The sequence below is a fragment of the Streptomyces sp. NBC_01017 genome (assembly GCF_045162795.1).
Taxonomy (GTDB): Bacteria; Actinomycetota; Actinomycetes; order Streptomycetales; family Streptomycetaceae; genus Streptomyces; species Streptomyces machairae.
This window is the reverse complement of sequence record NZ_CP108683.1, coordinates 10507254-10532965: the sequence shown is the minus strand read 5'-3', so window position 1 is coordinate 10532965 and position 25712 is coordinate 10507254. Positions and strand designations below refer to the sequence as shown.

The window sequence follows — 25712 nt, the reverse complement described above, 5'->3', positions numbered from 1 at the left end:
CGCTGCCGGTGTAGCCCACTTCCCTGATCTCCCGCAGGGTGCGTGACGGGGACAGCCGGGTCCTCCGCCCGGCGCTCGCGCAGGTGCTCGCGGTAGGGGCCGACCAGGGTCGGCCGGTACTGATGCGCGAGGCCGAGATCTCGAGGATCAGCCCACGGTGGGCGGCTTCACGCGCCGCGATCCCACGGCCACGGTCGCTGCGGACCCGGTCGAGCGGGACTTCACCGCACCCGCCCCGAACCGGCTGTGGGTCACCGACCTCACGATGACTGCGACCGGTGAGGGGCCCTTGTGGCTGTCCGTGATCCGGGACGCGTTCTCACGTCGGGTGGTGGCCGGGGAGACCTCCGCCCGCGCGGACGCCGACCCGGTCCGGGGCCTGGCGGAGTCCAGGTTATTCCCTCACGAAATTGACTGGGACGTCATCGTGACCGAAGACGATCATGTACGTGCTGAACGCCTCTTCATGCTCTGCCGCGAGACCGTTGACCTGCAGCCTGTACCCAGAATCGCACTCGTCCTCAATCTTATAGATGAGAATCTGCATCCATCCCTTGTCCCAGGCGAGTTCGTTCTGCTGCTGCTGACTGTAGAATTGCGGGCTCGACGTTCCCCAGAGGATGAGCGTCCGGCCGGTGAAGTAGGCATAAACGAAATCGGCGCCCTCTGCTGTGCCAGCGCCGTCCACCACGTTCAAAGGTGCCTGGTCCAGCAGGGTCTCGTTGTGCAGGGTCAGACCGGCCAGGTTCAGGCCTTCGTCCCCCGGCAGGTTCAGACCGTCCCCGTAATACAACTGAGGGACTTCCGCACCGCCTTCTTCCAGTTTCTCGAGGTATTCTTCCTTTTCCGGGGACAGCCATGCCAGGCGGTCGGCGACCTGTGCGTACGCCTCCTGACCGATCAGGCGCTCCAGGTTCTTTGCGTTCACGTCCATGTCGTCAAGGCCCTTCGCGAGAACAGGAACCTTCCCCCACTCCTCGTCCGCCCACAGCAAGATGCAGCCAGCTGTACCGACTTCTGGCTCCTTGTAATCAGTCTCGAAAAATCGGAAGACCCGCGTCTGAGGGCCGTAACCGAAGACGAAAACCGGGTCCCCCTCCACGAGGGTCAGAAGCTCGGCAGCCGGAATTCCAGCCACCCACGCATTCCATTCATCGGCAGGAACCAGCTCAGGCCAGCCCGAATCGAACGGGCCCATAAACCCCTTCTTTCTGTCACCGTCCACAGACAACGTAAAAAATCTTCCCTCGGGTTCGCTTGTAACTCCAATCCCCCGGGTCAGCACAATAGAGTTCCAGGTGTAAGCGGTCATCCTGTACCTCCGCTCTCCTGAGCCAAAGTCAACTATTGCCTCATGGGTGTCCGGGTTGAACGAGCCCCACGGAAGACTCCATACCCATTTTGCATGCTCCTTCGTATGGCGAGGCGCAAAGGGACCGAATGAATCTTTCTGCTTGGTAAACGATACGAGAAGGATCTCTCCGTCCACCGTCGTCAGCTTGTAAGACTCCGTATGACGGGGCGAACAATTTTCCTCCGGCATTTTTATTACGCGCGACGTGCAGTCGACGCCTTTGTGGCAGAAGGAGATAACGCCTGCAGCTTCGTCGAACTTTGCCTCGTCGAACTTTGCGGTGATGGCCTTCCATTCCTGCTCCGTCATCAGTTCGGAGTGCGCTGCGGGATCGATGATCATCTTTTTTCGGCCAGGACCGAATTGCGAACCGGGTTCGAAGGCGAAGCATCCTGGAGTATTTATGGCAATTTTCCCCATTCGCGCTTCCGCGTCCACAAGGAATTTCTTGTACTCGTTGCGCTTGACGATGTATGCAGGCATGTCGTTGAGCAGGAGGACCAGGGTGCCGTAGCGGTGCAGCTTTCCCCTCATTGCGGGCAGCTTTGACTTCCACAGTGCGAATGGGTCAACGCCCGGCTTCATCGGCAGGAAGTACCTCCGGTCTGCGAGGGATGCAACAAAGACTCCATCGGATGCAAGAATCTTGTGGTATTTCCCCTCGGCTCCAAACTCCGGCTCGGCCGGCCATGTACCCTGCCACAGGTACCGCTGTTCTTTACCGCCTTCAGTCGTGACAGTGACGACCGAGTCTTTGAACACGCCCTCGGGGAGATCGTTCAGCCAGGTGTTCCATTTCTCCACGCTGAAGAGGCCGAGCTTCGGGTCTTCCGGCCGCACCGGCACGTTCCGGCCATCGATGTCGATCCGGTACCATCCCCCTGGTTGTTTCGTGTCGACACGAGTGGGGGCCAGCTTGAGGATTTGCTGGATCTTTTCCGGGCTGACCCGGTAGCTTACGTTGCCGGCGCGGAGCAGACCGTAAGAGATTTGGGCCTCGGGCAGCTTCATCAGGGCTCTGAAGTTCTGGTCGACCTTATACCGGTCGGCCAGACGGCGCGTCGCGCATATGTACAGCCGGCCGTCTTTCCGTGCCGCCAGGAAGAATCCTCCGGGAGAAGCCATGCCAAGGGCCTGCTCGGTCCACAGGCCTTGGAAGGTCTTCGCGGGGTGGAAAAAAGTGGTAGGGAGCGCGTAGAGGTCCGTGTTCTCGCCACCGGGCTGGACCAGCCAGACCCCTTGCAGTTTCGGGTCGATCTCTATGCGGACTGGTGCGGCATATTCCAGCCGGTGTGCCAGCTTCCTCCTTTTCCTGGCTTCCATCCTGGCTATCGCATCTGCCTGTTCCCTCGAAAGCCCTGGCCTGTTCGCCTCCTTCTGCGACTTCGATGTCAGGTACTCCTGCTTTGCCGTTGCGTAGGCGGTTTCCATTGCTTCAACGGCCGCCGGCCACTGTTTCTTGAACTCCGCGCAGATTTGGCGCATTGAATCTTCGCGTCCTTCACCCAGCCAGTAGGCGACCTGACCCTGCAGGGCCGCCGCCACCCAATTGTCGACCGGGCCCGAGGCGTAAACATGGAGAGCCGTCCCGAAAAGGTCACCCGTACCGTATTCATTACCGGCACCTTCTTCTGGAGAAGCATGTGCTTTTCCGGACTTGTTCTCCACGGTGATGTGGAAGAGCATTTCCGGTGCCTTGTAGACGCTCAAGGCCTTGCTCATGGAGTGATTCGTCCACACCACACCATCGATGACCATCTCCGGTGGGCTGTAGGGGCGTTCCGGCTTGGTCAGAGGCTGTGAAGCTTCCATCTCTGCAACTTCCTCGTCGGTGATAGGCGTATGGCCGAGTTTCACGTTCACTCCCCCGAGCGGCCAAGAAAAGAGACGAAAGGGAGACAGTCCGTGCCAACCAGGTGTTCCTGCTGCTCGCCATGTCCGTCGCCAGGGTTTGGCGGGGAGGCTGGGACATGGGACACGTCCCGTGTACCGAGGGACGTCGCGGACGGCTACGGATCGCCCTGTCGGGACGCGTCCCCTGCCCGGCGGCAGTGAATACCGCTCCGGGCAGGCGGCCGGCAGATCAACGCCAAGGCACGCAGCCGGTCACGTTGCGGGTCGGACCACGACCCGAAGCGGCACCGGATCAATCCTCCTTACCTTCTTGCTTGGGTTCGTCCTGGTCCTTCGTCCGATCGGGAGGCCCAGGGGTTCCGGGTGTGGCTGCCATCTTCATGCCGTTGGTGTGGCTCACTGTGACTGGCCGCCCGGAGCCCCGCGACGACTCGGCCGCTCATTGGGATGTGCGAACTGGATCGCTGTGTAAGGACACGTCGGCGAGGTCGTCTGCTGGGACATATGACGGACGACGATGGATTGCTCGCAGCCACTGTTGCATCGACCGGTTGAATCCAAGACGTCTTTCTTCGCGGCCGAGCGCGACCGGCCACACACACGCTCGTAGCGTTCATCGACGAGCACAAGGACCGCTTAGGCGGCGTCGAGCCGATCTGCCGTGTGCTGACCGCACGCGACTGCAAGATCGCCCCCTCCGCCTACTACGCCCACCACAAACGCCGGGCCGAGCCCGCCGCCCGCACCGCCCGCACCGTCCGCGACGTCGAGCTGAAGACGCTGATCACTCGGGTGTTCGAAGCTAACTACGGTGTCTACCGGGTCGTGTCCCGCAGTGTGGTGTAGCAGCGATCACAGCGAGGATGCAGGTCGCACACCCAATCAGCCTGCACGACTCCCCTTGGCTCTGGCTTCGGAGGAGGTCGCGTCATGGTCGGCAGTGTCGCGCCACAGGCACCACCAGCTGACGTAGCGTCAGATCCATCCGGCCGGCCGGCGCCTGCATCTGTCCCACGACCTGTACTTACGCGGTGATCGCTGCTACACCACTCGGCGGGACACCATTCTCCCCGCAGTCGGATCCTCGCCCGAGACACAGACCGCCTCCTTCTCCGGCATCGCTGAGTCGTCCACAACGACACAGCCCGGCTCCGGGGGAAGCTCAAACAGGCGGAAGCGGAAGCGTTTGGTTGCTGCTCGACTCACCGCTCGCTCTCCGGCCGCCGGGTCCCATCGTGGGTGCGTCCGCTGTACTCGCCGGTCTGCGGGTAGTCACGCGCACACGCCCGGACACGCGCCAAGACCGTCCGGTTCCTCACCGACCGAGTGGCGGCCGCCTCGCCAGCGCTCCGGAAGTGTCACGTAACGAACCAACGCGCACTTCTGGTTCGTTACGTGACAAATTCTCAGCCAGGGCGGCGGCGTAGTCTGTTCCCCATAGTCGTCATGTAACGAGCCGGGGGCCAGGTATGGCTCAGTGCGAGATCTGCGGAACCGAGCTGGTCCAAGGGCGCGGCCGGGCACGGCGGACGTGCTCAGGTGCGTGCAGGCAGGCGGCGCACCGGCGGCGACAGGCTGAAGAGCTCGCCCAACTGCGACGAACGGCGGCCGCGCAATCCGCACCGACGGATGCCCCGGCGCCTTCGCCGGACGATGGCCCGGCCGGATTGATCCGTGACACCGGCGCCGAACTTTTCGCCGCCGTCGACGCCGCTGCCCGGCGCGCGGCACGGCAATGGGAGGACGCCGGCAGTTCCCCCCGGACGAACGCCGAGGCCGTACGGTTCCTTGCCGACCGAGTCGCGGCCGCCATCCTCGCAAGCACGGCCTCCCCGGCCCGCGAGGAAAGACACGCGAAGAGGCAGCCGTAGACCTGGCAATGTGTTGGATGCGGGTCGTCACCAGCACACCGGAGCGCCATATCACCGGCAGCTCCTGATAACTGCAATCACAGTTATGGGGTGTGCCCGCGTTGTTGTAGTGGCTGTGCGGGCCCGTGTCTGGCTGAGTCTTCACCAGTGTGACCAGTGCAGATGGTTGTCAAGCCCCGGGTTTTATGGAGAGTGAGTCAGCTGGTTTTCTGGAGTGACGCAGGGGGTTTGACCGCGAGGTAGTGGGCGGCCTCGTGTTCGGCGGGGGTGACGTGGCCGAGCTCGCCGTGGAGGCGGCGCTGGTTGAACCAGTCGATGTATTCGGCGACCGCAATCTCGATGTCGTTGATGCCGGTCCACGGCCCCTTTGTTGCGGATCAGCTCGGCCTTGAACAGGCTGTTGAACGCCTCGGCCAGGGCGTTGCTGTACGAGTCACCCTTGGAGCCGGCCGAGGCCACGGCGGCCTCGTGTTCGAGACGTTCGGTGTAGCGCAGGGCTCGGTATTGGACTCCGCGGTCCGAGTGGTGCGTGAGGCCGGTGAGGTCGGCGCCGGTGTGCCGGCGCCGCCAGATCGCCATCTCCAGTGCGTCGAGGGCCAGGTCCGTATAGAGGGAAGTGGCGACCTGCCAACCGACGACCATGCGGGAGAAGACATCGATGGCGAAGGCCGCGTAGACCCAGCCGGAGAAGGTTGTGATGTAGGTGATGTCCGCGACCCACAGCTGGTTCGGGGCGGTCGCGGTGAACTGCCACTCGACCAGGTCCGCGGGCCGGTCGGTCTCGGGTGCGGGGCGGGTGGTGCGCGGGCTCTTGGCCCGGATCACCCCGCGCAGACCGGCCGCGTGCATGAGGCGCTCGACTGTGCAGCGGGCCACCTCGTGCCCCTCGTGCAGGAGGGCGGCGTGGAGTACTTCCAGCCGGTCTTCTTCTCGAAGGCCGTGAGGTCTTTCACCTGCCGGCCGGACGGCTTGACCCTGCGGACGATCAGCCGCATCCCCTTGATCCAGCCATCCCGGCGGTTCAGCCCGCTCAACTCGGCCACGAAGAGCCCTCCTGGAGGCTTCCGTTCTGCTTGAGCGAGGTCTCCCAGGCCCTCTCGGGCAGGCGGGCGATGGCCTTCTCGTCCTCGTCGGTGATGGTCCAGCCTGTGGTGAAGCAGACCGTGCGCCGCATGTTGTTCAGATCCCGCAGGTGTTCGTGCAGGCCATGGGTGGCGCCCGCGCCGTCCACCCGCACCAGGATCGTCGCCTTCGACCGGGGACCTGGGCGAGCGCCTCGCCACACTGGCCAGTTCGGCCTTTCCTGGGGCCGTCAGCACGACCCGGCCGTCGATGCCCGCCGTCCGGCGGCCAGCGTTGATCTCCGTGACCCGTCGCACGCTGACCAGCGGTTGCTGCGGCTGCGGAGCATCAGCTTCTGCAAGTTGCGAACCTTCTTCAGGTCCCCTGCCTGCGTCGCCGCGAGGATGCGCTGGCGCAGACGCCGTACGTTCTCCTCAGCAGTCCCGTATTCTGCCACGCTCGATTTTCCGCACGAACTCGTCGAGCATGTCGCCTGGCTGCTTTATGAACACCGCCAGGAGATCAACTCGCCCTGGCGCAAACTGGGTTGCTTCAAACAGGCCCTACTTGCACTCGCCCATCTACGCAAGAACGAGACGTATGCTCAGGTCGGAGCCGGGTTCGGGGTCTCGGAGGCGACGGCCTGGCGGTACGTGGAGGAGGCCGTGGAGGTCCTGGCCGCGTGGGCTCCCGGCCTGCACGAGGTCCTCGTCGGCTTGGGCGAGGGCGACTTCGTCATCGTCGATGGCACCCTGATCCCGACCGACCGCGTCCGTGCGGATGAGCCGTACTACTCGCAAAAACACCGCAAGAACGGCATTAACGTGCAGGTCGTCGCCGCATCGAACGGCACCCCGCTGTGGTTCTCACGAGCAACACCCGGCCGCACTCACGACCTGACCTCCGCCCGTGCCCACGGCATCGTCCAAGCCTGCTTGACCCGGAAGATCCTCGTCCTGGCCGACCACGCCCACCAAGGCGCCGGCGCCACGGTACGCACCCCCTACTACCACCACCGCGAACAGCCCGAGCACTACCAGCAGTTCAACCGCGACCACGCCCGCCTGCGAGCACCCGGCGAACGCGCCTTCGCCCAGCTCAAATCCTGGCAGGTCCTCCGGCGAGCACGATGTTCCACCAACCGCATCAGCCGGATCGTAAGGGCCATCCACACCCTCCTGACCTGCGGACACTCAGGATGAAAGAGGTTCACTCAACCGAACACGCAGAAGCCCTGCCCTCCAGGCCTGCCTTCAGGGAAACAGGACTTGTGTCGTGAACCGGCCTTCCGGTCAGCCCAGAGGCAGCCGAAGCTCACGATACTCGTGACGTACCGAGCATCTCGGCACCCATCGCCGGGAGAGTCCCTCCGGAACAGAAGGAAAGCCATGGAAAACACAAACACAAACCAAGAAGCAATAGTCGTTTACGAAGACGTGAACCCCCTTGAAGGTACCAATAAAGGCTGGTCCGGATCCCTCTACGCACATTACGACTACTCCACTGCCGTGTATTTCCAGAATGGAACTCCTGCGGAGGTCAAGGATCAGGGGCAAAGATTTGATATTTGGGTTCCTGAGGTTTCGCGAGATATATGGCAACGTAATGGGGTCAATTATGTGGGCCAAGCGCCCCTGGATAACGGTCAACCTGACCCCTACATTGCCGTGTTCACCCTGCTCTAATCGTCTGTGAACCTATTTCATCGTGCCTCTATTGATCTTAAGGCTGCTCTTGGCGATCTGTCAGGGCGGGCATAAGGGAGGTATGGGGACTTCGAATGGAGCGCGTTGGGGGCAGGCTGAGCGGGAGGCGGGCGGATGCAGGCTGCCGACCTGTTTGAACAGGGTGTGAGGCAGGTGCAGGTGGCCCGGCTGCTGGGTGTCCCGGCAGGCGGTCGGCCGCCGCGTGACCGTCACCAGCAGGCCCGAGCCGACACTGCCCGCGCAGCGAGTCCCGGCCGAGGAAGTGGTCCTGGGGGTGGACACCCACAAGGACATCCACGTCGCCGCTGTCATCACCACCCTGGGCGCTTCGCTTGCCCACCAGGAGTTCCCGGCCACCGCCGTCGGCTATCGCCAACTGCTGGCCTGGGCAAGGTCGTTCGGTGTCCTGCACCGGGCGGGCGTCGAATGCACCGGATCCTACGGAACCGCGCTGACCCGGTCCCTGTGCAGGGAAGGCATCGATGTCGTCGAAGTCAACCAGCCCGACCGTGCCACCCGACGCAAGCACGGCAAGACAGATGCCGTCGACGCGGACGCAGCCGCCCGCGCGGTGCTGTCCGGACGCGCCACCACCGTGCCGAAGACCGCGGACGGCCCCGCAGCGGACATGCGGGTCCTGCGACTGGCCAAGGAATCAGCCATCAAGGCCACGTACCCCGGCGCTCAAGGCCGTTGTCCTGACCATCGGCCCGGACCTGCGCGAACTATTCACAGATCTGAGTAACCGTGCGCTGGTCGCCACCTGCGCGGACCTCGATGCCGATGACCGAGGCGAGGCCGTCTTTGCAATGCGCCTGCTCGCCCGCAGAATCCAGCACCTGTCCGACGAGGTCAAAGAGCTCAACCGGCGCACCACCAGGGCCGTCCGCTCCTGCCGGCCCCAGATGCTGGACCTGGTCGGTGTCGGGCCCGACAGTGCCGCGGCCCTCCTCATCGCCACAGGTGACGACCCTGACCGGATCACTGACGAGGCATCCTTCGCCGCCCTGTGCGGCGTCAGCCCGGTCGAGCAATCCTCGGGCAAGACACACCGACGGCGCCTGAACCGCGGAGGCAACCGCCAAGCGAACGCCGCGCTCTACCGCATCGTGATGACCCGCATACGCTGGGACGAACGCACACAGGCCTACCTGCAGCGACGCACCGCAGAGGGCATGTCCAAGCGCGAGATCATCCGGTGCCTCAAGCGATACGTCGCCCGCGAGCTCTACCGCCACATCCAGCCCCCAGCCAACTCTGTCCTCCCGCTTGACGAAACATAGGGGCTTCTACTCCAGCCACACGAGCGCCGAGGTGCGGGAGTGGGCCGGGGGGCAGGAGCGCCGGCTGCGGATCGTCCAGCTGCCGCCGTACCCCCCCGAACTGAACCCGGTGGAGCTCCTGTGGAAGCTCGTCAAAGATCTCCTCGCGAACCGTGCATTCCGTTCGATTCGTGAGCTGGCGGAGGCCGCCGAAGCAGCGCTCAGCAAGATCAAGAAGGCGCCGCATCTCCTGCGTGGATTCCTTGCCGGAACTGGGCTGGCATTGCTGGAGTGACCGTCAAGCGCTGAAATAAAGATCAGTACCAGCAGTTCAACCGCGACCACGCCCGCCTCCGAGCACCGGGAGAACGCGCCTTCGCTCAATTGAAGTCCTGGCGGATCCTCCGCAAAGCACGCTGTTCAACCCGCCGCATCAGCCGCACCGTCCAAGCCATCCACACACTCCTGACCTGCGACTACTCAGGATGAAAGAGGCTCAGTCACGTTGTCGGTGAGGTCTTCCGAGGGCGTGACGGGGCCGGGGGCTGTTGTTCAGGCCGTGGCAGGCAAACCGGCGCTGCCGGTGATCTGGTTTCCGGATCGTGAATCCGATGGTCATCTCGAAGTAGTGGTGTCCGGCGGTCATGAGGTGCCGGTGGGGTCGGAAATGGGTGAGATCCCCGTGAACGCCGACAGGGACCGCTGCACCGGTCCGACAGCCGGGAAGCCTTTCATCGCGCGTTCATGCTGCCTCGTGCGCTGGTGTGGGTTCTCCGCCCGGTTGATCCATCCCTTGTGGGAGCGGTGCTCGACCGAGGGCATCACCTCACGGTGCGCAGCCCCGCAGGTGACCGAACTTCGGGCACCGGCGCCGGACCGTCTCGTAGGAGACGATCACACCGCGCTCCAGCATCGGCTCCGCGACCTCACGGAGGTCGAAGCGGAAGTACAGCCACACGCAGGGCGAGTTGACCTCGACCGGGTAGCGGTGATTGCGGTACGACGGCGCGACCGACGACACGACGCCCCCTCCCCACACGGACAGCCCGAAGATCATCCCCCACCCGGCAACGCGGCGGAGCCCTCACAGGTCTTCGGGCAACAGCCGGAACGTCGCGTGCCCGGTGAGCGGCTGGATGATGCGAAAGTCCTTGTCCGTCGTGAACAGGGCATCAGTGCGGTAGGCCTTGGCCAGGGCGACGTTCATCGCGTCGGCGAGGCCGATGCTCTTGCCGCGGCGTGCGTCGGTGTAGCCGTCGGCGACCGCGATCGCAGTCGACAGGTGCGGGGCGATGTCCGCGACGGTGAACCGGTTCAAGGCGCGCTGCGTCTCGATGAACCGCGCGATCCCCAGCGCCGCCTCGGGGCTCGACCGGCTCGTGACCAGATAGTCCAGTTCTGCAAGCACGAGCGGCGAGATGACCAGGTGGGCCATCTGCTCGAAGGCGGCCTTGTGCTCGGTGTGCCCTGTCTCGCGCGGCGCGAGAAGCCGGATCAGGGCATTGGTGTCAGCGATAGTGACAGGGATGGTCACTGGCCCATGCCCCGCAGGATCTCGTCCATGTCCTGGTTGCTCATTGGGTCGCCCAGGTCGAACTCGGGTAGGTCGATGGGGCCGATGGGGGTCGTCGGGTGCGGGGGCACGTCCTCGTGATCGATCGGTACGAGGCGGGCGACGGGGCGGCCGTTCTTGGTCACGGTGATCAGCTTGCCGTTCTCGGCCTGGGCAAGCAGTGCTGAGGACTGCTGGTTGAATTCGCGCGCCGTGGCCTCCATGTAATACATGGTACTACGTTGGTCGCGTGCTTGTGGGGCTGGGGCGCGACGACCCCTACCACATGCGTGCCGCGGATCATGTCGTGGAGTCATGTCGCCAAACGGCTCGGTCGCGTTGTCGGGTGGGGCGTGGGATGAAAGCCGCGAACACGCTGACCGCGCTGGAATCGATCCGCGCCGCCCGCCCGGACGGCGCCCCGATCAACGTGATCCTGGACAACCTGTCCGCCCACCAGGGCGCCGACATCCGCCGCTGGGCAAAGAAGAACAAGACCGAACTGTGCTTCACCCCGACTACGCGTCCTGGGCGAACCCCATCGAAGCTCACTTCGGACCGCTGCGGCAGTTCACCATCGCCAACTTGCACTATCCCGACCACACCGTGCAGACCCGGGCCCCGCACGCCTACCTGCGCCGGCGCAACGCTGACACCCGCCACCCGGGCGTCCTGGCCGCCGCGCGCAAAGAACGTGCCCCCTGGGACCTGACTTCCGCAGTTGGTAGGCATGCGGATGCGGCCGATATGGGGTCTGAGCTGCGGGAACATGCGGAACGTGGCCGGGTGTGCGTGTGCCCACGCGGCTAGGTTGTGGCTGGTCAGGCGGGGTCTGCGGCGGTGATCCGGGGCGGTGGTTTGATGCCGCAGCCGCGGTAGATCGTGGCCTGCTCGCTGGTGAGCGGGGTGGTCTGGGTCAGCTGTCCGGCGTCGCCGGTGAGGGTGATCTCGTGGACGCGGCCCAATTCGGTGCTGATCCGGTTCCAGGTCTGGCCGGTGCGGCGTTCGGCGACGCGGATCAGCAGCAGGGCGAGCCAGCACAGCAGTACGTGCGCGCGGATGCGATGTTCCAGGCGGTGGAAGACCGGCCGCAGTTCCAGCACCGTCTTCAGGTCGCGAAATCCGCGCTCCGCTTCCAGGAGCGCCTTGTAGCCGACCGCGATCTCCTCGGCGGTCAGGTGCGGGTCGGAACTGGTCAGCAAGTACTTGCCGTCCAGCCGCTCCTCGGCCTTGACCTTGGCGCGGTCGATCGCCAGGCGTCCGCTCTTCGATGTCCTCAACCACCGCTTCAAGGTGGGGTGTTCGATCAGAGCGCATTCGGCGCGCACGTGCGTGGCCTCCGCGCGCTCGCGGGCCTTCGCAGTGGTCAGGCGCTTGGCGTCGCGTTCGCGCTGGGTGCGGATGCGCTCCAGTTCGGCCTCGATACGGGTGATCGCCTCCTCGCGGTGGTGGCGGTCGCGTTCCTCCTGAGCGGGGTTGTGGCAGATGACGAAGCGTCGGCCAGGGGCCTGGTCAGCTTGACCTCCTTGACCCGCAGGTTGTCGCGGACGCTCTGGTAGCGGCCCTGGCGGGCGAGGGCGGCCTCGGCGAGGTCATTGCCGTCGCGCATGCGCATCCCGGCGATGAAGTGGCCGCCGGCGCGGGTGAGGTAGGCCAGGTTGTCCGCGCTGGAGAAGCCGCGGTCCACCACGGTGATCACCCGTCCCAGCTTCCAGTCGCGCATGTCGTCCTTGACCTGCGGAAGGATCGCCTGATCACTGGTGCCACCGGGCCAGCACCAGCAGCGAACCGGCACGCCCTCCTTGGTGACGGCCAGTCCGATGGTGATCTGCGGCAGGTCGTCGCGGTGGTCCTTGCTCTTGCCGTAAGTGCGAAACGGGTTCTCGCCCGCGTCGGGCTCGTCGCGTTCGAAGTAGGTGTTGGTGGTGTCGAAGAACAGCAGGTCGACTTCGAGGTTGAGGAGGTTGGCGACCGCGAAGAACACCGCTTCTTGGACCTCGGCCTGGGCGTCGGCTTCCACCAGCAGGTCCATCGCCCGGTATGCCTGGTCCTCGTCCATCGCCTGCAGGCCCGGTATCGCCGTGTCGCGGCCGGCCCACTCGGCGGCCGAGAGCTTCGAGGCCGGGGCGATGGCGCGGTTGGCGACCAGGGCGAACAGCACGCGCTCGACGTCGGTGCGGAATCGGCGCGCGCCCAGGATCTTCGTGAGCGCGGCGTCGATGTCCAACTGCCGCCACAGGCCCTGCAGTAGCCAGACCGCTCCCAGAGGACGCGAGCCGGTCACCTGCAGGCCGCCGCCGGCCACCGGTGCCGCCGCGTCACCGCCCTCGCCGAGGTAACGGTTGATCGAAGTGACCAGGCGGCGCAGACCGTCGGTGTCGAGCTGGTCCTCGCGGCCGAAGTTGTGCAGCACCTCGGCCTGAGTACTGCCGCCCACGCGGTGGTTGTGCGCGAGCTGCACGTAGCGGACCGCCGTCCCGTCCTTCTTCTTCCGCTGGGTGGTCCGCAAGTACATGCCCACAGCATGAACGATCACCCCAGGAGGATTCAACCCTCACTTCAGAAAACGTGTGCCCACGCGTTTTCCTGACTCAACGCCACGGGCAACACCGTGACCTGCACCGACACCGCCCGGCAGACCTTACGTGCCCACGAACTGCGGAACTCAGGTGGGAGTGGCGGGTGACTACGTCCTCGTCACTGCGGCAGGTCGGGGAGAACTCAGTCGGTGCCTGCTCCGGGCGGTGACCGGCGAGGCGTAGGCCCTGCGCTCCGGTTCGCCGCGATGATCGAGGGTCCGTCTCGGCCGTGGTCACGAGCGCGTATCCAGCTCGATCTGCTCCGTCCCCGAAAGCACACCATGATCAACAAGTCCTGAAATAGCCTTCCGGGCGCCGCCGCCTCGCCAACTACGTGGCCAGAACGCGAGGCGGCGGCGCAGTGGCGGGGTGCCAGAGCGGCCAGTGGCCCGGATCCCCGCCGGAGCGTTCCGCCGTCGCTTTCGGCAAGGCAACGGCAGATTCACCGCCATCAGCCTAATCACCGGGCGGTGTCACTTTCCGGCAGACCCGCCAGAGAATTCCATCGTCTGGCCGCCGCCTCGCGCACCGGAAGAAAGGGCATTGTCACGTTGTCGGTAGCGCACTTGGTTGATGCTGCGTCAGGGCATGCTCAGGGCGGCGGGAGGGCGCCGTTGTCCAGGCCGTGGCGGGCATGCTGATGTTGCCGGTGATCCGGTTCCAGATGGTGAAACGGACGCTCAGTTCGAAGCGGCAGCGGCCGGCGGTGCCTTCTGATTTGGTCAGGTCCGGGCAAGGTTGCCGCAGCATTTTTTGTGCTTGCGGGAAGAGCCGCACCGGCAGGGGCTGTTGCGGGGCCGGGGGGGCCATGGGTGGGCCTGGCCCCCGGGCGGCGAGGCCGGCGGCGTGTCGGGCCCGGGTGTCCCCGTCCCGCGGGGAGGGGTCCTCGTCGTGGGTGGATTTCGGTTACGGGCTCATGGGGTTCAGTGGGCTGACCCCGGTGCCCGCATACAGGTCGGTGTCCAAGGACAGCAGGGTGGCGTCCTCCCCTGCCTGCCGGGCGACGATCACTGAGGATGCCGGATGCATCACCCGCCAGTCCGCCTGCCGCCATGCGCCGGCCACCAGAGCGTGGGCACTGGTGAAGTCGGCGGCCGTGGTGAAGCGGCGCCCCAGGATGTGCTGTCCGGTGCCTGGTCGTTCACGCTCGGCGACGGCTGCGGACAGGGTGGGGATCACGATCTCGGCGTAGCCGTAGCCGGCTTCGACGTACAGACCGTTGAGGAATTCGTCCCCTTCGGCGAGCGCCAGGACGCAGGTGTGGTCGAACAGGACGCGGATCACGCGGCGTGGTGCTCCCGTCCGAGATCCTGCAGGAAGGATCGGGCCCGGGCCCGCACGTCGTCAGAGACTGACACGCCGGTCATCTGCCGGACCTCTTCCAGTGCCTGCCGCACGCGCTGTTCCTTCTCCTCCTCGGTCAGCTCACGTGTCACCAGCTCCGCCAAGAGCTCGTTCATGGTGGTGCCGCGCTCGCTGGCCAGGATCCGCAGGCGGTCACGGACGTCCCTGGTGGTCTTGATACTGGTGTCCTGCTCACCCATAAAGCCACTCTACCGCGAGTAGAACACCAGCAGGGAGTCCCTGGCGATGTTGTGGCTGAGCGTTTCAGTCGGCCCCTGAGCGTGGTACTTGGCGGCTGAGCGTGATGGTTGGCCCAGGCCGTTTTCTCGTTACTCCGCAGCGCGGCCGATGAGTTTGTTGCTCCCGCCCGGTCCAAGCTCGTGACACCTAGGAAAGGACACCGCCATGTCGGAGCTTCTCGTCGACTTCATCACCTCCCTCGACGGCCACGCATCGGGAGAGGGATGGCCCGGGTTCTGGGGCCTCGAGGGCCCGGAGTACCTCGCATGGCTCGGCGAGCAGCCCAAGGCCACCTACCTGATGGGAGCGAACACCTACCGCCTGATGTCGGGCTTCGCCGCAGGCGAGGTCCCCAATGGCCAGGACGAGTTCAGGCCCGAAGAAGAGGCGTCCGTCGACGAGCTCACGCAGGCGTCCAAGGTGGTGTTCTCCTCCTCACTCGAGGAGCCACTGACGTGGGCCAACTCCACGCTCGTCCGCGACGACGCCGTCGAGGCGGTCCGCGCCATGAAGTCGAACGGCTCGGGGCTCCTCAGCACGATCGGCAGCCTCAGCCTGTGCCGGTCCCTGCTACGAGCCGGACTCGTCGACCGCTTCCGGGTCGTGATGTTCCCGGTGATCACCGGGGCCACCGGCGAAGAACGCATCTACGACGGCTATCCGGACGTTGCCCTCGAGATGATCGAGCACCGCACCTTCGACGGCCGCATCCAGCTGGTCGAGTACAAGCCCCGCGTGCTCGAGCACCCACCGCTCGGCGTCCCTGCCTGACGCCGCCCCGTCCGCCGGTCTGGACGGCCGCCAGGCCGGCACCGACGAGCGCGGAGCAGCGGTGTCCGCTCGCCGCGAGTGCTGTGGCACGCAGCACGAAGTCCTTCGCGCGGGCGCGTTCCCGCTCCGTCGCACCCCAGTCGAACTCCGCCAGGTCGAACCCGACGGCACCGCGCCCCATCACGTTCTGGTCCTGCAGGGTCAACAGCGCCGCGAAGCGGACGTCCCAGTCCTCGGAGGCGAGATCGGACACGGCCGGCATCAGCACGTCGATGAACACCGCGGCGGTAGCCATTGGACAGGTCCAGGTCGTGGCTACCGCCGGAGAAGATGTCGCTCACCGACCTATGATGCGATCCCGGCCCTCCACCTGCTTGGAGAAGACGCATGACGGATGCGAGCACCGGCAAAGTGGTCGTGAACAGGGTGATGTCCCTCGATGGGTTCATCGCCGGTCCCGGCCACACGATGGACTGGATCTTCGAGCACATGACGTCGGCGACGTTCCCGGAGGTCATGGCGGCCACGGGCGCCATGCTCATCGGCCGGGGCACGTACGAGGTCGGCAAGCGCATGTCCGACGAGAACACCGGCTACGACGGCGGGCCGCAGTTCGTCCTCACTCACCGCCCGCCCGACGAGCCGGACCCCAACGTCACCTTCCTCACCTGCGACATCGAGGAAGCCGTGGCCACGGCACGCCGCGCCGCCGGCGACAAGAACCTGGAGATCCTCGGCGCCGACGTGGCCGCCCAGTGCCTGCAGCACGGCCTCGTCGACGAGATCCTGGTGTACGTGCTGCCGGTGCTGCTCGGCGACGGCGTCCGCTTCGCCCCGCCGGGCCTCGACCGGATCGACCTGGAACCGTTCAGCAACGTCCAGTCGGGCGGGGTCACCATGCTGCGCTTCCACGTGCGCAAGTAGGCACGGCCGCAACTACTGGCCTGCTGTCATGGCCCCCATCCCGTGGGGCAAGTTCCCCAGTCTCCTGAACATCAACTGGCCAGACGGTGGCTGCAGTTCATGGCGAACACCGGTCGGGCTTCCCACACGATCGACGCGTACGGGCGGGCGGGCGGTCAAGGACCACCTGCGGTTCTGTGCAGTTGAAGGCACAGATCCCGTACTGGCCGGTGCGGACACGGTTGCCGCCTGGATCGAGGACATGCTCGACCGTCCCCGCCAGCGACCAGCGAAGACGCCGCTGCATCCGGAGACGGGACCCCGGAGTCGCCCGCCGAGCGGTCGCCTCAGGTGAGGGGCGTGCTGAAGGTCCGGCGTCTCGGCCATTCGCACCGCGCGCCATAGGTCCGGCAACCGGCACCGGCAGAGCGGGGCCGCGGGGCCCATCCGGTCGCTCGACTCGACCAGGTACTCGGCGTTGGAAATCTTCGTGACGAGCTGCGGCACCGTGCAGGTGCACGGGGCGGCCGTCGACGAAGTCAGCCCGGAAAGCCATCCGTCGGCTTGTGCTTGGTTTTCTTTACGGTGTCCTCGAAGAGCGTCTGGCGGCCCTGGTGGGAAGAGCAGGAGAAGCCCGTCCAGCAGCAGGACGGCGTTGCCGCGGACTTTGCACGGCATGGGGTCGAAGAGGACGGCGCGGAGGGCTTGGCGGTCTGTACACCGTCAGCATTGAAGGTCAACTTTGCAGGCCGCTACCGGACTGCGCGTCCGGCCAGCCGTCAGCAGCGAGTCGGCTCGGCCGAGCCATGACGGTCTGCGCTGCCGGGGTCGGCCAGCGGCTGCGGTGCCGCAGCATTTGGACGGGGATATCAGGGAAGCTCTGTGCGGCGCAGAGCTTCGCCGGATGCCAGGCCGGCTTTCACACTGACCACCGGCAGCAGGGCAAGTCCGAGGCCTGCTTCCACGCAGGCAACCGTCATGTCTTCACTCGGCGGGAGGCCGCGCGGAACAGGACCTGCCTCGGCGGGCACCTCACCGCGCGGCCGACCAACCGGCTGGCTCATGCTCCACCGCAGACTGGCCCGCGACTACGAGTTACTCCGAGCTCGGAGTAATTCGTACTATTCCGCGCTTCGAGTTATCCCGAGCTGACACCGACCGTGCAGGTCAGCGGAGTTGCGAGGTGCTGGTGCTCGGCATAACGGGCGCGGTCAGAGGCTGTCGAGGAAGGCGAGGACGGGGTCGGGGGCGGTGTAGCGGCCCGGCTTGCTGTCGGGTGGTGTGGTGCGGGCGAGGGCTCGTTCCTTGAGCGTCATGTCGGCGTGGAGGTAGATCATCGAGGTTTCCTGCGACTCGTGGCCGAGCCAGAGGGCGATCACGGAGGTGTCGGCCCCTGCGTGCAGCAGGGACATCGCCGCGGTGTGCCGAAGGGTGTGGGGCGTGACGTTCTTGGTGCGGAGAGACGCGCAGGCCACGGACGCGGCGGCGGTGTGCTTGGCGACGAGGCGGGCGACGGCATCCGGGCTGAGCCGGCCACCGCGGTGGGTGCAGAACAGCGGGTCGGTGGGGTCTCCGCCGCGTTCGGCGAGCCAGCCGCGCAGGACGGTGACCGTGTGGCGAGTGAGCGGGGTGGCGCGGTCCTTGCGGCCCTTGCCGTGGCAAAGGACGCGCGGGCCGCGTCCCAGGTAGATGTCCTGGAGTTGGACGCCGGTGAGTTCGCAAACGCGCAGACCGGTCTGGACGGCCAGGTGCAAAAGGGTGTGGTCGCGGCGCCCCCACCAGGTGCTGAGGTCGGGTGCGGCCGGCAGGGCCTCGATCTCGTCCCGGGTGAGGTAGCAGACGTCGCGTCGCTCGGTGCGTTTGGAGGGGATGGCCAGCACCTGCTGGATCAGGGCGGAGTACTCAGGGGACCGGAAGGCCGCGTATCGGAACAGCGAGTGGATCGCGGCCGGTCGCGCGTTGCGGGTGGTGGTGCCGTTGCCCCGCGTGTTCTCCAGGTGTGTGAGGAACGCGCCGATCAGGGCGGCGTCGAGGTCGGCGAGGTCGAGGTCGGTGGGCTGTTTGCCGGTCTGCTGGCTCGCATAGCGAAACAGCAGACGGATGGTGTCGCGGTAGGCGACGACGGTGTGGCCGCTTGCCTGGCGCTGGTGGGCGAGCCGGTCGGTGAAGAAGCCCTGGACGAGGGGTGCCGGTGAGCTCATGGGAGATCTCCGAGGAAGGCGTCGAGCCGGCCTGCGGCCAGGGCGAGCAGTTCGGGGGCCGCCTGGAGATACCAGTAGGTCGAGACCGGATCGACATGGCCCAAGTAGGTGGACAGCAGTGGAAGTTGTGCCTGGACGTCCGTGCCGGTGCGGTACCAGTTGAGCATTGTGGCGATGCAGAAGGTGTGCCGCAGGTCGTGGATGCGGGGCTTCCGGCCGCCCGCCGCTGGACGGATGCCGGCAGCGTCGCGGAGCCGGGCGAAGGTCTCGGGGACGTGATGGGCGTCCAGGCGATCCCCGCGGGTGTTGACGAAGAACGCCGGGGTCGACACCACGGGCTGGAGCAGGTCGCGCCGCTGGTCGTGGACGTGCAGCGCCTGCATCGTGCTGGGGTGCACGGGGACCTCGCGGGCCTTGCCGAGTTTCCCCGCCCGGATAGTGAGCACCCCGGCGTCCCAGTCGACGTCGGAGCGGTCGAGTCCGCAGGCTTCACCGACGCGCATGCCAGTGGCGGCCAGCAGACCGATCAGGGTGGCGTAGTTGAGCGCCCGCAGCGGATGGCGGAGCCCGGTGGCGGCCGCCATCAGTGCGACGATCTCGTCCGGGGCGAACAGGTGCGGGGCGATGCGGCGATAGCGCAGGGGCATCAGATCCGGGTGCGGAATCTCGGTGGCCGGGTCGAGGGCCTGCAGATGCCGGGCGAAGATCCGTGCCACGGTGAGTCGCTTGTTCCAGGAAGCCGGGTTCACGCCGGGCGCGGTCCGCGTAGCCCAGGCCACCGCCAGGTCGGTGGTGATGGTGATGGCGCCGACGCCTTCGAGGTAGCTGATGAAGTCCATCAGCATCCTGCCGTGGCCCTCCAGCGTGAACCCCAGGTTCCGCCGCATGGTCAGGTAGTCCCCCGCGTGCTCGCGCAGACTGGTCATGACGCCTCCCCGGGCCAGGGCCGGGCCAATTCCCGCAGCCGTACTCGGTCGACCTTGGCGTAGATCGCCGTGGACAACTGGGACCGGTGCCGCAGGACTTGGCCGACTTCGGGCAGGGGTGCTCCGGCGGCCAGCAAGTCACTGGCCACCGTGTGCCGCAGCCGATGGGCGCCCAGCCGCGGCAGGCCGGTCCGCTTGCAGCCACGGGCGACGAGGGCACGGATGCCGCTGGCGGTGACGGACTGGCGAGGGGCACGCCCGGAGAGAAACAGGCGGCTGGTGGAAGAGTCGGAGGGACGGCCGTGCATCAGGTAGTCAGCCAGGGCCTCGCCGACGTCGGCCGGCAGCGGGAGGCGGTCGGTGAGCCCGCCCTTGCCGCGGATGGTCAGTTCACCGGACCGCCAGTCGACATCGTTGATCTCGATCGCGGCGGCCTCGCAGGCACGCAGCCCGAGCCGCGACAGGACGGTCAGGACCGCGAAGTCGCGCCGCCCGGCAGGGGTGCTCCGGTCGCATCCGGACAAAAGCGTGTTCACCTCGTCGGCTGTCAGGCGGCCCGGCAACGTGGCGAGTCTCCGGTTCGCCACCGTGGGCACCGCCCCCGCCAGCGGCCTGGCATCGGCGGTGCTGCGGCACGCAGCCCCCTCCAGGACGAACCGGGTGACGTGCTCGGCGGTCAGACCGGCCAGGCCCTGCGCCAGCGGCAACGGCACCGTGGACAAGAACGCCCGTACCGGCGGCAGATAGCGGCGGACCGAAACCTCAACCACCCCACGCTCGTCCCGCAGGTACTGCCGGTACTCGCTCAGCAACACCCCCACCTCGCTGTCGTCGACGGGCACCAGGGCCTCCGGCACTGCCCCGACCGAGCGCAGATGGGCGAGGAGAGGAACGAGAGCACGCGAGCTCGTTCGCTTCCGGTAGTCCCGCCGACGAACGGCGAGGAACTCCGCGATCACCGGCCCTGCCAAGGCTTCCGGCTCCACGCCCCGGGCACCCATCCACCGGCTCAAGTGGGCCGTGAGTTGCATCAGCTCACAGGAAGACTTGGGGGTGTAGCCCTGGTGCAGCACCGCGGCACACAAGCCGACCGCGTACGGAGCCAGCGGCCCCGTCACCACTACTCGCGACGGATCACGCTCATACATGACCGCCCTCCAGACTGGGCTCCCAACCAGTCAGGCAGTCCAAGCCGCAGAACGCGACCCCTGCATTATTCCGACCGCCCCGTACCCGTTCACCGCCTCAGCCTGCGCGGTTCGTGTCAGGTCGGGATAACGCGAAGCGCGGAATAGTACGAAACCCTGTCCGTCCGCTCCGAAGCCATGATCCACATCGCCATGACCGACCTCATGGCCCGCCGTCCCACCAGCGGGAACGTCATCTCCCGGCGCGACCCGACACCGCAGAGCAAACAGCAGATTCCGGGATGGAACAACGGGAGAAAACGGCCTCTCAGCTTCTCGGCCACCCGGCGCACGGTGTCCACCGATGCGGCCGGCCGAACTCCCAGCACACCCCGCGGCAAAAGGCCCAGCCGTTCCAGCGTGTTGGCCGATCGCCGCGCAGAAACGGGCCCCGGCCACCACCGCGCAGGCCGCCGCCCGGACCAGCGCGAGCAGCGGATACCGGCGCCCACGCCGATCCCTCGGATCCCACTCCTGCGGCCCGTCACCCACACCGGTGACGACGCACGACAGCACCGCGGCAGGCATGGAAGAGTCACAACGCATCGAAGCTCCGTTGATAGCAAGCGACTTGAGAAATCGCTCACCTCAACGGAGCTTCGGTCGCCCTGGTAACGCCTGGCCTGACCAGCGCCTTCACAAGATCACATCGACCTTGCACGAGCCCTGAGCCGCAGGCTGTCGAGGAAGGTGCCGTTGGGCAGCGTCTGGCGAAGGTCGACGCCGTCCGACGATCCATATCAGCCAGACCCATGGAAATCACTGGACGGATGGGCTGAATTGGAATGTGAATCCTTCAAGTCCGCACTTCACGGCTGTCTCCAGGAAGTACTCCCACTCCAGATCATCCATTTCGCATCCACTGATGAGCACAGGATCGCCGTTCACCAACTGCCCCTCCCGGTAGCCGGTGAGATAACTCATGTATCGGCCCATTGCCGGGTAGGCAACGGAGGGGTCGAGCAAGATCATCCCGTCGGCAGAGATGAACGAAGTCTCTTGGCCCGAGCCGAGACTGGCGAGGGTCTCACGGTTGGCGGAGCTGATGAGGTCGCGGAACTCCTGCATCTGCCAACTGGACCTGAAGTAGAGGACCTCCTGCTGCCATGACTCCCCGCCTTCCGGGATCACCACCTTGCCGGACACCTCGGGCGGAGGTGAGACGGTAGGGCTGGTCTCGATGGGGGTGGCCGCATACGAGGAAAAAGCGCTTTCCGAATCGCTGAGGGAGGGCACGGAAGGCAGCTTCCTGTCCGGTCTGCGGCCGAAGACCTCTTGCAAAGGCCCGTCCATGCTCCGCAATGTTTCCCTCTCGCTCTGGTCCAGAAGGTACCAGCCGTCCTCAAACGCCACAAAGGAAGCAGGGTCCGACTGGAACGCCCCAAGTTTGCCTTTGCCCATCAGCTTCACCAGGTGCCGGAATGCCTTGCTCTCGATGTAGTGGCGCAGAAGTGCTGTGATCCCAGCATCGCCACCACCAGCGGTCTCATACTTTTCCTGAGCCCTGTGTGAGACGCCAGCCCAGCGGACATAATTTGGCTTGCGGCTCTCAAGAATGCTCTTACTCCTCGACGGCAGGCGGTCGTAGGATCGAAGGAATTCCGTCTTATCGGACCGAAATGACAGATCAAGAATCTGATCGGCTTTCGCCATTGCTCCGGCGTAAATGGCCGCGTCTTTTTCCTCTTCCTTTGTATATGGCTGAAGGGAATGATCTGCCTTTGCATCCGGGGCGCTTCCGCGACAGCAAATCAGGTAGACCTCACTGCCGTACTCCATGAGGCGCGAGAGCAGGCCACCACAGCGGTGGACCCCATCACTGCACAAGCCGTCCTTGCCCTCACAGAGGCTGATGCGATCCCCTGGAACCCACTCTCCCCCCAAGGTCTGGATTAGCGTCCCTGACGACGCCGCCCCCTTGATCCTTGCGAATTCCTTCTTGGTAAGCGGCGTTAGTGCCCTATTTTCAATTTCCTTGGGGCCGACAAGCGATGTTTTCACGCTGTTCATCCCCACTACTGTCATCAGCGTCACCGACATGAGAGATGCCGCCACTCCTGACGTAAGTCCGAAGTCTGCAAAACAGGTGAGCTTCATTCCTGCAGGGACAAAGGTCTGTGGATATTCCTGGGACCTGGAGTGCGCTACGAAATATAGTGCCATGCCCAAGCCAACCTCTCGTATCGAATAATGTATATTCAGCAGGATCGTCTGTGAACGCCGGTGAGACGGGGGCCTTCTGCGCCATGCATCAGGCAGTAAGGCCGACCCCAGGGGGCAGCATTGCCGCTGGCCCCAGTCATCCGCTCAGTCGTACGCCCACCACACCACGTCGGCTGGGAACCTCCTTCCGGCGCGGGCGGCCGACAACAACCTCCAGGGCACACCTGCGAGACCGGGGTCCGGGCGGACCGCTGCGGCCACAATGCAGGGTGGACTCGATCGCGCCCATCTGCGCCATGACCGTGCGGATGTAGGGGTCGTCGGGCTTCTTCTTCTGGTGCGGCAGAAGAATCCCGTCGCTCCCCGACGGGTTCGTGCCCCCGTAGGAGCGCATCGGCTTGATCTCCAGGCCTGCGTCCCCGGGCTGCCACTGGACGCTACTCATCGTCTCGACCCCAGCCCCGCCCCAGCTTGACCAGCTCGTCGTAGCGCTGCCGGGTCACACTGCCGGCCATCCCGGTCATCCGGACACCACCCCCACGAGCCCCGGGTGCGACACCCGTATGCGTCCGCCGGGTCAAGCCCTCCGCCCGGCACACTCAGCGCCCTCGAGGTCCGCACCGGCTTCAAGTACGCGATCGTCGCCACCAACATCCGCCACATGTGGGGCATCGCCGGCTCCCGCCAGCCCCAGTTCCTCGACGCACTCGCGCGTTCCCACGCCACGGTCGAAGACCGCGTCAGAGCCGGCAAGGCGATGGGCCTGCGGAACCTTCCCAGCAAGAAGTGGCAGGTCAACGCCGCATGGATGCCGGCAGCGAACCTCGGCCACGACCTGAACTGCTGGGTCCGCCTCCCGGCCCTGCACGGCGTCGAGGACCTGGCGCTCGCCGAGCCCGACACCATGCGCCACCGCCTCTACAGCATCCCGGCCCGTCTCGTCCGACACGTCCGACGCCGCCAGCTCCGCTTGGACGCACCTGGCCCCTGGGCCGACGCGTTCGCCCTGGAGCCTGGCATCGCCTCACCCGGCTTCCGGCCCTCAGCCGACGGTCACCACCCCGACAAGCCAAGGAAGGAGAGCCGGTCCGGCCCGTGGAACCCGGCGCAGCCGCAGCGTCACGCGACGGCCCGCCTCACCGGCACCGAGGACAAACCGGGCACCCGGCCAAGACACTCACCACCGACCGGACACTGAAGGATCGAGGTTAACCCTGGCTATTCAGCGGAATTGGGTGATCTGACGCCCCGGTAGCAGGAAAGGTGCCTTGACCTGCGAGGATGCGAGTGTCTAGTCCGTATCCGATGCAAGAGTCAGGGCACCTTTCTGGTGAGCGAGCGTACAGGGTGGGACCGTCGGCTGCGCGTGCGGGCCGACGGCAAAGGGCTGGTCGGGCACGCCGGGGTGGTGCTGCTGCGCAGGTGCGCGGACCAGGTGGGGCTGACCGGGGCGCTCGCGGCCGTGCTGCCAGTGGGTGTCGGGCACGGCTGGCGGGAGCGTGCGGCGGTCGTCGTCCAGCTTGCGGTGGCCATCGCGCTCGGCGCGGTGAACCTGAGCGAGGCCGAGCAACTTGCCCTGCACCACCGCAACTTGTTCGGTCCGGCCGCATCGGACTCCACCACCCGCCGCACCCTGGCCGCCCTGGACGAGTCGGCACTGACGCGGATGGCGAAGGCCCGGCGGACGGTGCGCCGGCACGTGTGGTCTTTGCTGCACCTGCGGCCTGGAGGATTCCCCTGGCTGAGCGTGGCCGGGCGGCGGCTGAAGGGCTGGATCGTGGTAGACATGGACGCCACAGTCATCACCGCGGCCTCGAAGAAGGAACGAGCGGCAGCCACCTTCTAGCCAGGCCAAACTCCTCATCCGGGCCGATGGCGCCGGCGCCACCCACGGGCTACTGGAGCATCTCGTGGCGCTCAACACCGCGCGGCGCACGGTGCGCTTCTCAGTCGGCTGGAAGATCACCGATGAAGACGAGGCCGCGATCGCGAAGCTGCCCGAGACAGCCTGGGAGACCTCCCTGAAACAGGACGGCTCCCTCCAGGCCGCCTACTTCGTGGCCGAGCTGACCGGCCTGAACACCCGGGAGGGCTGGCCCGACGGCACCCGGCTGATCGTCCGGCGGGTCAAGCCGTCGGGCCGGCAGATCAAGAAACTTACCGACTTCGAGCGCAAGACCGGCTGGCGCTACAGCATCACCGCGACGAACATCGGCCGGATGTGGGGCATCGCCGGCTCCCACCAGCCTCAATTCCTCGACGTCCTCCACCGTGATCACGCTGAAGTGGAGGACCGGGTGCGGACGAACAAGGCGATGGGCCTGCACAATCTCCCATCCAAGTCCTGAGATGTGAACCGCGGCTGGATGCTCGCCGCGAACCTGGCCGCCGACCTCGACGCCTGGCTGAGGCTCCTGGGCCTGCACGACGTCGACGACCTGGCCGACGCCGAGATCGACACCATGCGCTTTCGCCTCTACCACCTGCCCGCCCGCCTCACGAAACACGCCCGCTGCCGCTGGCTCCGCATCGACTCCACCTGGCCCTGGGCCAAGGCGTTCACCGCCTGCCGGCAGCGACTCACTGGACATCCGGCCCTCACCTGACGGACCGGCTCCGTCCCGACGAAGACCAGAACGGAGGAGACCCCCACCACCCCGGGCCCGTGGAACCCGGCGCAGCCGCAGCGTCACGCGACGGCCCACCCCCGACCGGCAGGGGACACTTCAGGCGAACC

General features: G+C 66.0%; 27 protein-coding genes and 6 pseudogenes. 14 read left to right on the top strand and 19 right to left on the bottom strand.

All coding sequences use genetic code 11. The features are described 5' to 3' along the window. Window positions 1-394: 394 nt before the first annotated feature. Window positions 395-3211: a hypothetical protein gene (locus tag OG331_RS48215; protein WP_406191662.1), complete on the bottom strand. Its 2817-nt coding sequence runs from the start codon at window positions 3209-3211 to the stop codon at window positions 395-397. A gap of 660 nt (window positions 3212-3871) precedes the next feature. Here OG331_RS48215 and OG331_RS48210 point away from each other — a divergent pair. Continuing rightward, window positions 3872-4054, top strand: a complete 183-nt coding sequence (locus tag OG331_RS48210; protein ID WP_406191664.1) for a hypothetical protein — start codon at window positions 3872-3874, stop codon at window positions 4052-4054. Window positions 4055-5276: 1222 nt separating this feature from the next. Here the strand turns inward: OG331_RS48210 and OG331_RS48205 are convergent. The 5 genes and pseudogenes from OG331_RS48205 to OG331_RS48185 all read right to left on the bottom strand — a co-directional run. Continuing rightward, window positions 5277-5396: a hypothetical protein gene (locus OG331_RS48205; protein WP_406210831.1), complete on the bottom strand. Its 120-nt coding sequence runs from the start codon at window positions 5394-5396 to the stop codon at window positions 5277-5279. Window positions 5397-5490: 94 nt separating this feature from the next. Further along, a pseudogene (locus OG331_RS48200) lies at window positions 5491-5955 on the bottom strand (IS3 family transposase); the annotation flags it as partial. Then, window positions 5901-6122 carry a hypothetical protein gene (locus OG331_RS48195; protein WP_406210907.1) on the bottom strand — a complete coding sequence of 74 codons (222 nt, stop codon included), beginning with the start codon at window positions 6120-6122 and terminating at the stop codon, window positions 5901-5903. The gene OG331_RS48195 and the pseudogene OG331_RS48200, both read right to left, overlap by 55 nt. Then, the gene (locus OG331_RS48190) at window positions 6110-6310 is read right to left on the bottom strand and encodes a hypothetical protein (RefSeq protein ID WP_406210909.1); all 201 of its coding nucleotides are present in this window, start codon (window positions 6308-6310) and stop codon (window positions 6110-6112) included. The genes OG331_RS48195 and OG331_RS48190 overlap by 13 nt, the downstream gene beginning before the upstream one ends. A gap of 37 nt (window positions 6311-6347) precedes the next feature. Next, a pseudogene (locus tag OG331_RS48185) lies at window positions 6348-6598 on the bottom strand (reverse transcriptase N-terminal domain-containing protein); the annotation flags it as partial. On the opposite strand from OG331_RS48185, the gene OG331_RS48180 reads away from it, so the two are divergent. The 6 genes and pseudogenes from OG331_RS48180 to OG331_RS48155 all read left to right on the top strand — a co-directional run. Continuing rightward, the gene (locus OG331_RS48180) at window positions 6546-7343 is read left to right on the top strand and encodes a transposase family protein (protein ID WP_406191666.1); all 798 of its coding nucleotides are present in this window, start codon (window positions 6546-6548) and stop codon (window positions 7341-7343) included. The pseudogene OG331_RS48185 and the gene OG331_RS48180 overlap by 53 nt on opposite strands. 186 nt (window positions 7344-7529) lie before the next feature. Further along, on the top strand, window positions 7530-7826 hold the full coding sequence (locus tag OG331_RS48175) for a hypothetical protein (RefSeq protein ID WP_406191668.1): 297 nt from the start codon (window positions 7530-7532) through the stop codon (window positions 7824-7826). 196 nt (window positions 7827-8022) lie between these two features. Continuing rightward, window positions 8023-8592, top strand: coding sequence for a transposase (locus OG331_RS48170; RefSeq protein ID WP_406191670.1), 570 nt, complete (start codon window positions 8023-8025; stop codon window positions 8590-8592). 64 nt (window positions 8593-8656) lie between these two features. Further along, complete coding sequence (locus tag OG331_RS48165) at window positions 8657-9130, top strand: transposase (RefSeq protein WP_406191672.1); 474 nt, start codon at window positions 8657-8659, stop codon at window positions 9128-9130. Then, on the top strand, window positions 9117-9404 hold the full coding sequence (locus OG331_RS48160; protein WP_406191674.1) for a transposase: 288 nt from the start codon (window positions 9117-9119) through the stop codon (window positions 9402-9404). The genes OG331_RS48165 and OG331_RS48160 overlap by 14 nt, the downstream gene beginning before the upstream one ends. 20 nt (window positions 9405-9424) lie before the next feature. Beyond that, window positions 9425-9598, top strand: a pseudogene (locus tag OG331_RS48155) (transposase family protein); the annotation flags it as partial. 63 nt (window positions 9599-9661) lie between these two features. Here OG331_RS48155 and OG331_RS48150 read toward each other — a convergent pair. The 3 genes and pseudogenes from OG331_RS48150 to OG331_RS48140 form a co-directional block, all read right to left on the bottom strand. Beyond that, window positions 9662-10130: pseudogene (locus OG331_RS48150) on the bottom strand (hypothetical protein). A 63-nt stretch (window positions 10131-10193) separates the two neighbouring features. After that, on the bottom strand, window positions 10194-10643 hold the full coding sequence (locus tag OG331_RS48145; protein ID WP_406191676.1) for a PIN domain-containing protein: 450 nt from the start codon (window positions 10641-10643) through the stop codon (window positions 10194-10196). Beyond that, entirely contained in the window at window positions 10640-10885 is a 246-nt protein-coding gene (locus OG331_RS48140; protein ID WP_406191678.1) for a type II toxin-antitoxin system Phd/YefM family antitoxin, read from the bottom strand. Before OG331_RS48140 ends, OG331_RS48145 begins: the two co-directional genes overlap by 4 nt. Window positions 10886-11025: 140 nt before the next feature. Between OG331_RS48140 and OG331_RS48135 the strand changes: the two are divergent. Continuing rightward, window positions 11026-11471, top strand: a pseudogene (locus tag OG331_RS48135) (transposase); the annotation flags it as partial. A gap of 11 nt (window positions 11472-11482) precedes the next feature. Here OG331_RS48135 and OG331_RS48130 read toward each other — a convergent pair. From OG331_RS48130 to OG331_RS48110, 5 genes and pseudogenes are all read right to left on the bottom strand, one after another. After that, complete coding sequence (locus OG331_RS48130; RefSeq protein ID WP_406191680.1) at window positions 11483-11941, bottom strand: hypothetical protein; 459 nt, start codon at window positions 11939-11941, stop codon at window positions 11483-11485. Between the two features lie 86 nt (window positions 11942-12027). Further along, window positions 12028-13176, bottom strand: coding sequence for an IS1634 family transposase (locus OG331_RS48125; protein WP_406191682.1), 1149 nt, complete (start codon window positions 13174-13176; stop codon window positions 12028-12030). 786 nt (window positions 13177-13962) lie between these two features. Further along, window positions 13963-14034: pseudogene (locus tag OG331_RS48120) on the bottom strand (SEC-C metal-binding domain-containing protein); the annotation flags it as partial. 112 nt (window positions 14035-14146) lie between these two features. Beyond that, window positions 14147-14524, bottom strand: coding sequence for a PIN domain-containing protein (locus OG331_RS48115; protein ID WP_406191684.1), 378 nt, complete (start codon window positions 14522-14524; stop codon window positions 14147-14149). Further along, window positions 14521-14784: a hypothetical protein gene (locus OG331_RS48110; protein ID WP_406191686.1), complete on the bottom strand. Its 264-nt coding sequence runs from the start codon at window positions 14782-14784 to the stop codon at window positions 14521-14523. The genes OG331_RS48115 and OG331_RS48110 overlap by 4 nt, the downstream gene beginning before the upstream one ends. 205 nt (window positions 14785-14989) lie before the next feature. Between OG331_RS48110 and OG331_RS48105 the strand changes: the two genes are divergently transcribed. Both OG331_RS48105 and OG331_RS48100 read left to right on the top strand, forming a co-directional pair. Next, window positions 14990-15595 carry a dihydrofolate reductase family protein gene (locus OG331_RS48105; protein ID WP_406191688.1) on the top strand — a complete coding sequence of 202 codons (606 nt, stop codon included), beginning with the start codon at window positions 14990-14992 and terminating at the stop codon, window positions 15593-15595. Between the two features lie 387 nt (window positions 15596-15982). Then, the gene (locus OG331_RS48100) at window positions 15983-16519 is read left to right on the top strand and encodes a dihydrofolate reductase family protein (RefSeq protein WP_406191690.1); all 537 of its coding nucleotides are present in this window, start codon (window positions 15983-15985) and stop codon (window positions 16517-16519) included. Between the two features lie 1190 nt (window positions 16520-17709). On the opposite strand, the gene OG331_RS48095 is transcribed toward OG331_RS48100, so the two are convergent. The 5 genes from OG331_RS48095 to OG331_RS48075 form a co-directional block, all read right to left on the bottom strand. Continuing rightward, on the bottom strand, window positions 17710-18699 hold the full coding sequence (locus OG331_RS48095; RefSeq protein WP_406191204.1) for a tyrosine-type recombinase/integrase: 990 nt from the start codon (window positions 18697-18699) through the stop codon (window positions 17710-17712). Then, window positions 18696-19625, bottom strand: a complete 930-nt coding sequence (locus tag OG331_RS48090; RefSeq protein ID WP_406190751.1) for a tyrosine-type recombinase/integrase — start codon at window positions 19623-19625, stop codon at window positions 18696-18698. Before OG331_RS48090 ends, OG331_RS48095 begins: the two co-directional genes overlap by 4 nt. After that, window positions 19622-20773 (bottom strand): site-specific integrase, encoded by a 1152-nt coding sequence (locus tag OG331_RS48085; protein WP_406191692.1) that lies wholly within the window; start codon window positions 20771-20773, stop codon window positions 19622-19624. Before OG331_RS48085 ends, OG331_RS48090 begins: the two co-directional genes overlap by 4 nt. Window positions 20774-21571: 798 nt before the next feature. Continuing rightward, window positions 21572-22852, bottom strand: a complete 1281-nt coding sequence (locus OG331_RS48080) for a hypothetical protein (protein ID WP_406191694.1) — start codon at window positions 22850-22852, stop codon at window positions 21572-21574. Window positions 22853-23111: 259 nt separating this feature from the next. Next, complete coding sequence (locus OG331_RS48075) at window positions 23112-23420, bottom strand: hypothetical protein (protein WP_406191696.1); 309 nt, start codon at window positions 23418-23420, stop codon at window positions 23112-23114. Between the two features lie 105 nt (window positions 23421-23525). On the opposite strand from OG331_RS48075, the gene OG331_RS48070 reads away from it, so the two are divergent. From OG331_RS48070 to OG331_RS48055, 4 genes are all read left to right on the top strand, one after another. Then, a complete protein-coding gene (locus OG331_RS48070; protein WP_406191698.1) occupies window positions 23526-24173 on the top strand; it encodes a transposase in 648 nt (215 codons plus the stop codon). 132 nt (window positions 24174-24305) lie between these two features. Further along, window positions 24306-24821: a transposase gene (locus OG331_RS48065; protein ID WP_406191700.1), complete on the top strand. Its 516-nt coding sequence runs from the start codon at window positions 24306-24308 to the stop codon at window positions 24819-24821. Window positions 24822-24885: 64 nt separating this feature from the next. After that, a complete protein-coding gene (locus OG331_RS48060) occupies window positions 24886-25323 on the top strand; it encodes a hypothetical protein (RefSeq protein ID WP_406191702.1) in 438 nt (145 codons plus the stop codon). Between the two features lie 18 nt (window positions 25324-25341). Beyond that, a complete protein-coding gene (locus OG331_RS48055; protein WP_406191704.1) occupies window positions 25342-25581 on the top strand; it encodes a hypothetical protein in 240 nt (79 codons plus the stop codon). Window positions 25582-25712 lie beyond the last annotated feature (131 nt).

Excerpts from the sequence above, each read along its gene's own strand:
- OG331_RS48100 (WP_406191690.1), top strand. The coding sequence starts at position 15,983 with ATGACGGATGCGAGCACCGGCAAAGTGGTCGTGAACAGGGTGATGTCC.
- OG331_RS48085 (WP_406191692.1), bottom strand. The coding sequence starts at position 20,773 with ATGTATGAGCGTGATCCGTCGCGAGTAGTGGTGACGGGGCCGCTGGCT.
- OG331_RS48140 (WP_406191678.1), bottom strand. The coding sequence starts at position 10,885 with ATGGAGGCCACGGCGCGCGAATTCAACCAGCAGTCCTCAGCACTGCTT.
- OG331_RS48090 (WP_406190751.1), bottom strand. The coding sequence starts at position 19,625 with ATGACCAGTCTGCGCGAGCACGCGGGGGACTACCTGACCATGCGGCGG.
- OG331_RS48055 (WP_406191704.1), top strand. The coding sequence starts at position 25,342 with ATGCTCGCCGCGAACCTGGCCGCCGACCTCGACGCCTGGCTGAGGCTC.
- OG331_RS48110 (WP_406191686.1), bottom strand. The coding sequence starts at position 14,784 with ATGGGTGAGCAGGACACCAGTATCAAGACCACCAGGGACGTCCGTGAC.
- OG331_RS48105 (WP_406191688.1), top strand. The coding sequence starts at position 14,990 with ATGTCGGAGCTTCTCGTCGACTTCATCACCTCCCTCGACGGCCACGCA.
- OG331_RS48180 (WP_406191666.1), top strand. The coding sequence starts at position 6,546 with ATGCGCTGGCGCAGACGCCGTACGTTCTCCTCAGCAGTCCCGTATTCT.
- OG331_RS48165 (WP_406191672.1), top strand. The coding sequence starts at position 8,657 with ATGCGCCTGCTCGCCCGCAGAATCCAGCACCTGTCCGACGAGGTCAAA.
- OG331_RS48095 (WP_406191204.1), bottom strand. The coding sequence starts at position 18,699 with ATGAGCTCACCGGCACCCCTCGTCCAGGGCTTCTTCACCGACCGGCTC.
- OG331_RS48125 (WP_406191682.1), bottom strand. The coding sequence starts at position 13,176 with ATGTACTTGCGGACCACCCAGCGGAAGAAGAAGGACGGGACGGCGGTC.
- OG331_RS48175 (WP_406191668.1), top strand. The coding sequence starts at position 7,530 with ATGGAAAACACAAACACAAACCAAGAAGCAATAGTCGTTTACGAAGAC.
- OG331_RS48075 (WP_406191696.1), bottom strand. The coding sequence starts at position 23,420 with ATGAGTAGCGTCCAGTGGCAGCCCGGGGACGCAGGCCTGGAGATCAAG.
- OG331_RS48080 (WP_406191694.1), bottom strand. The coding sequence starts at position 22,852 with ATGTCGGTGACGCTGATGACAGTAGTGGGGATGAACAGCGTGAAAACA.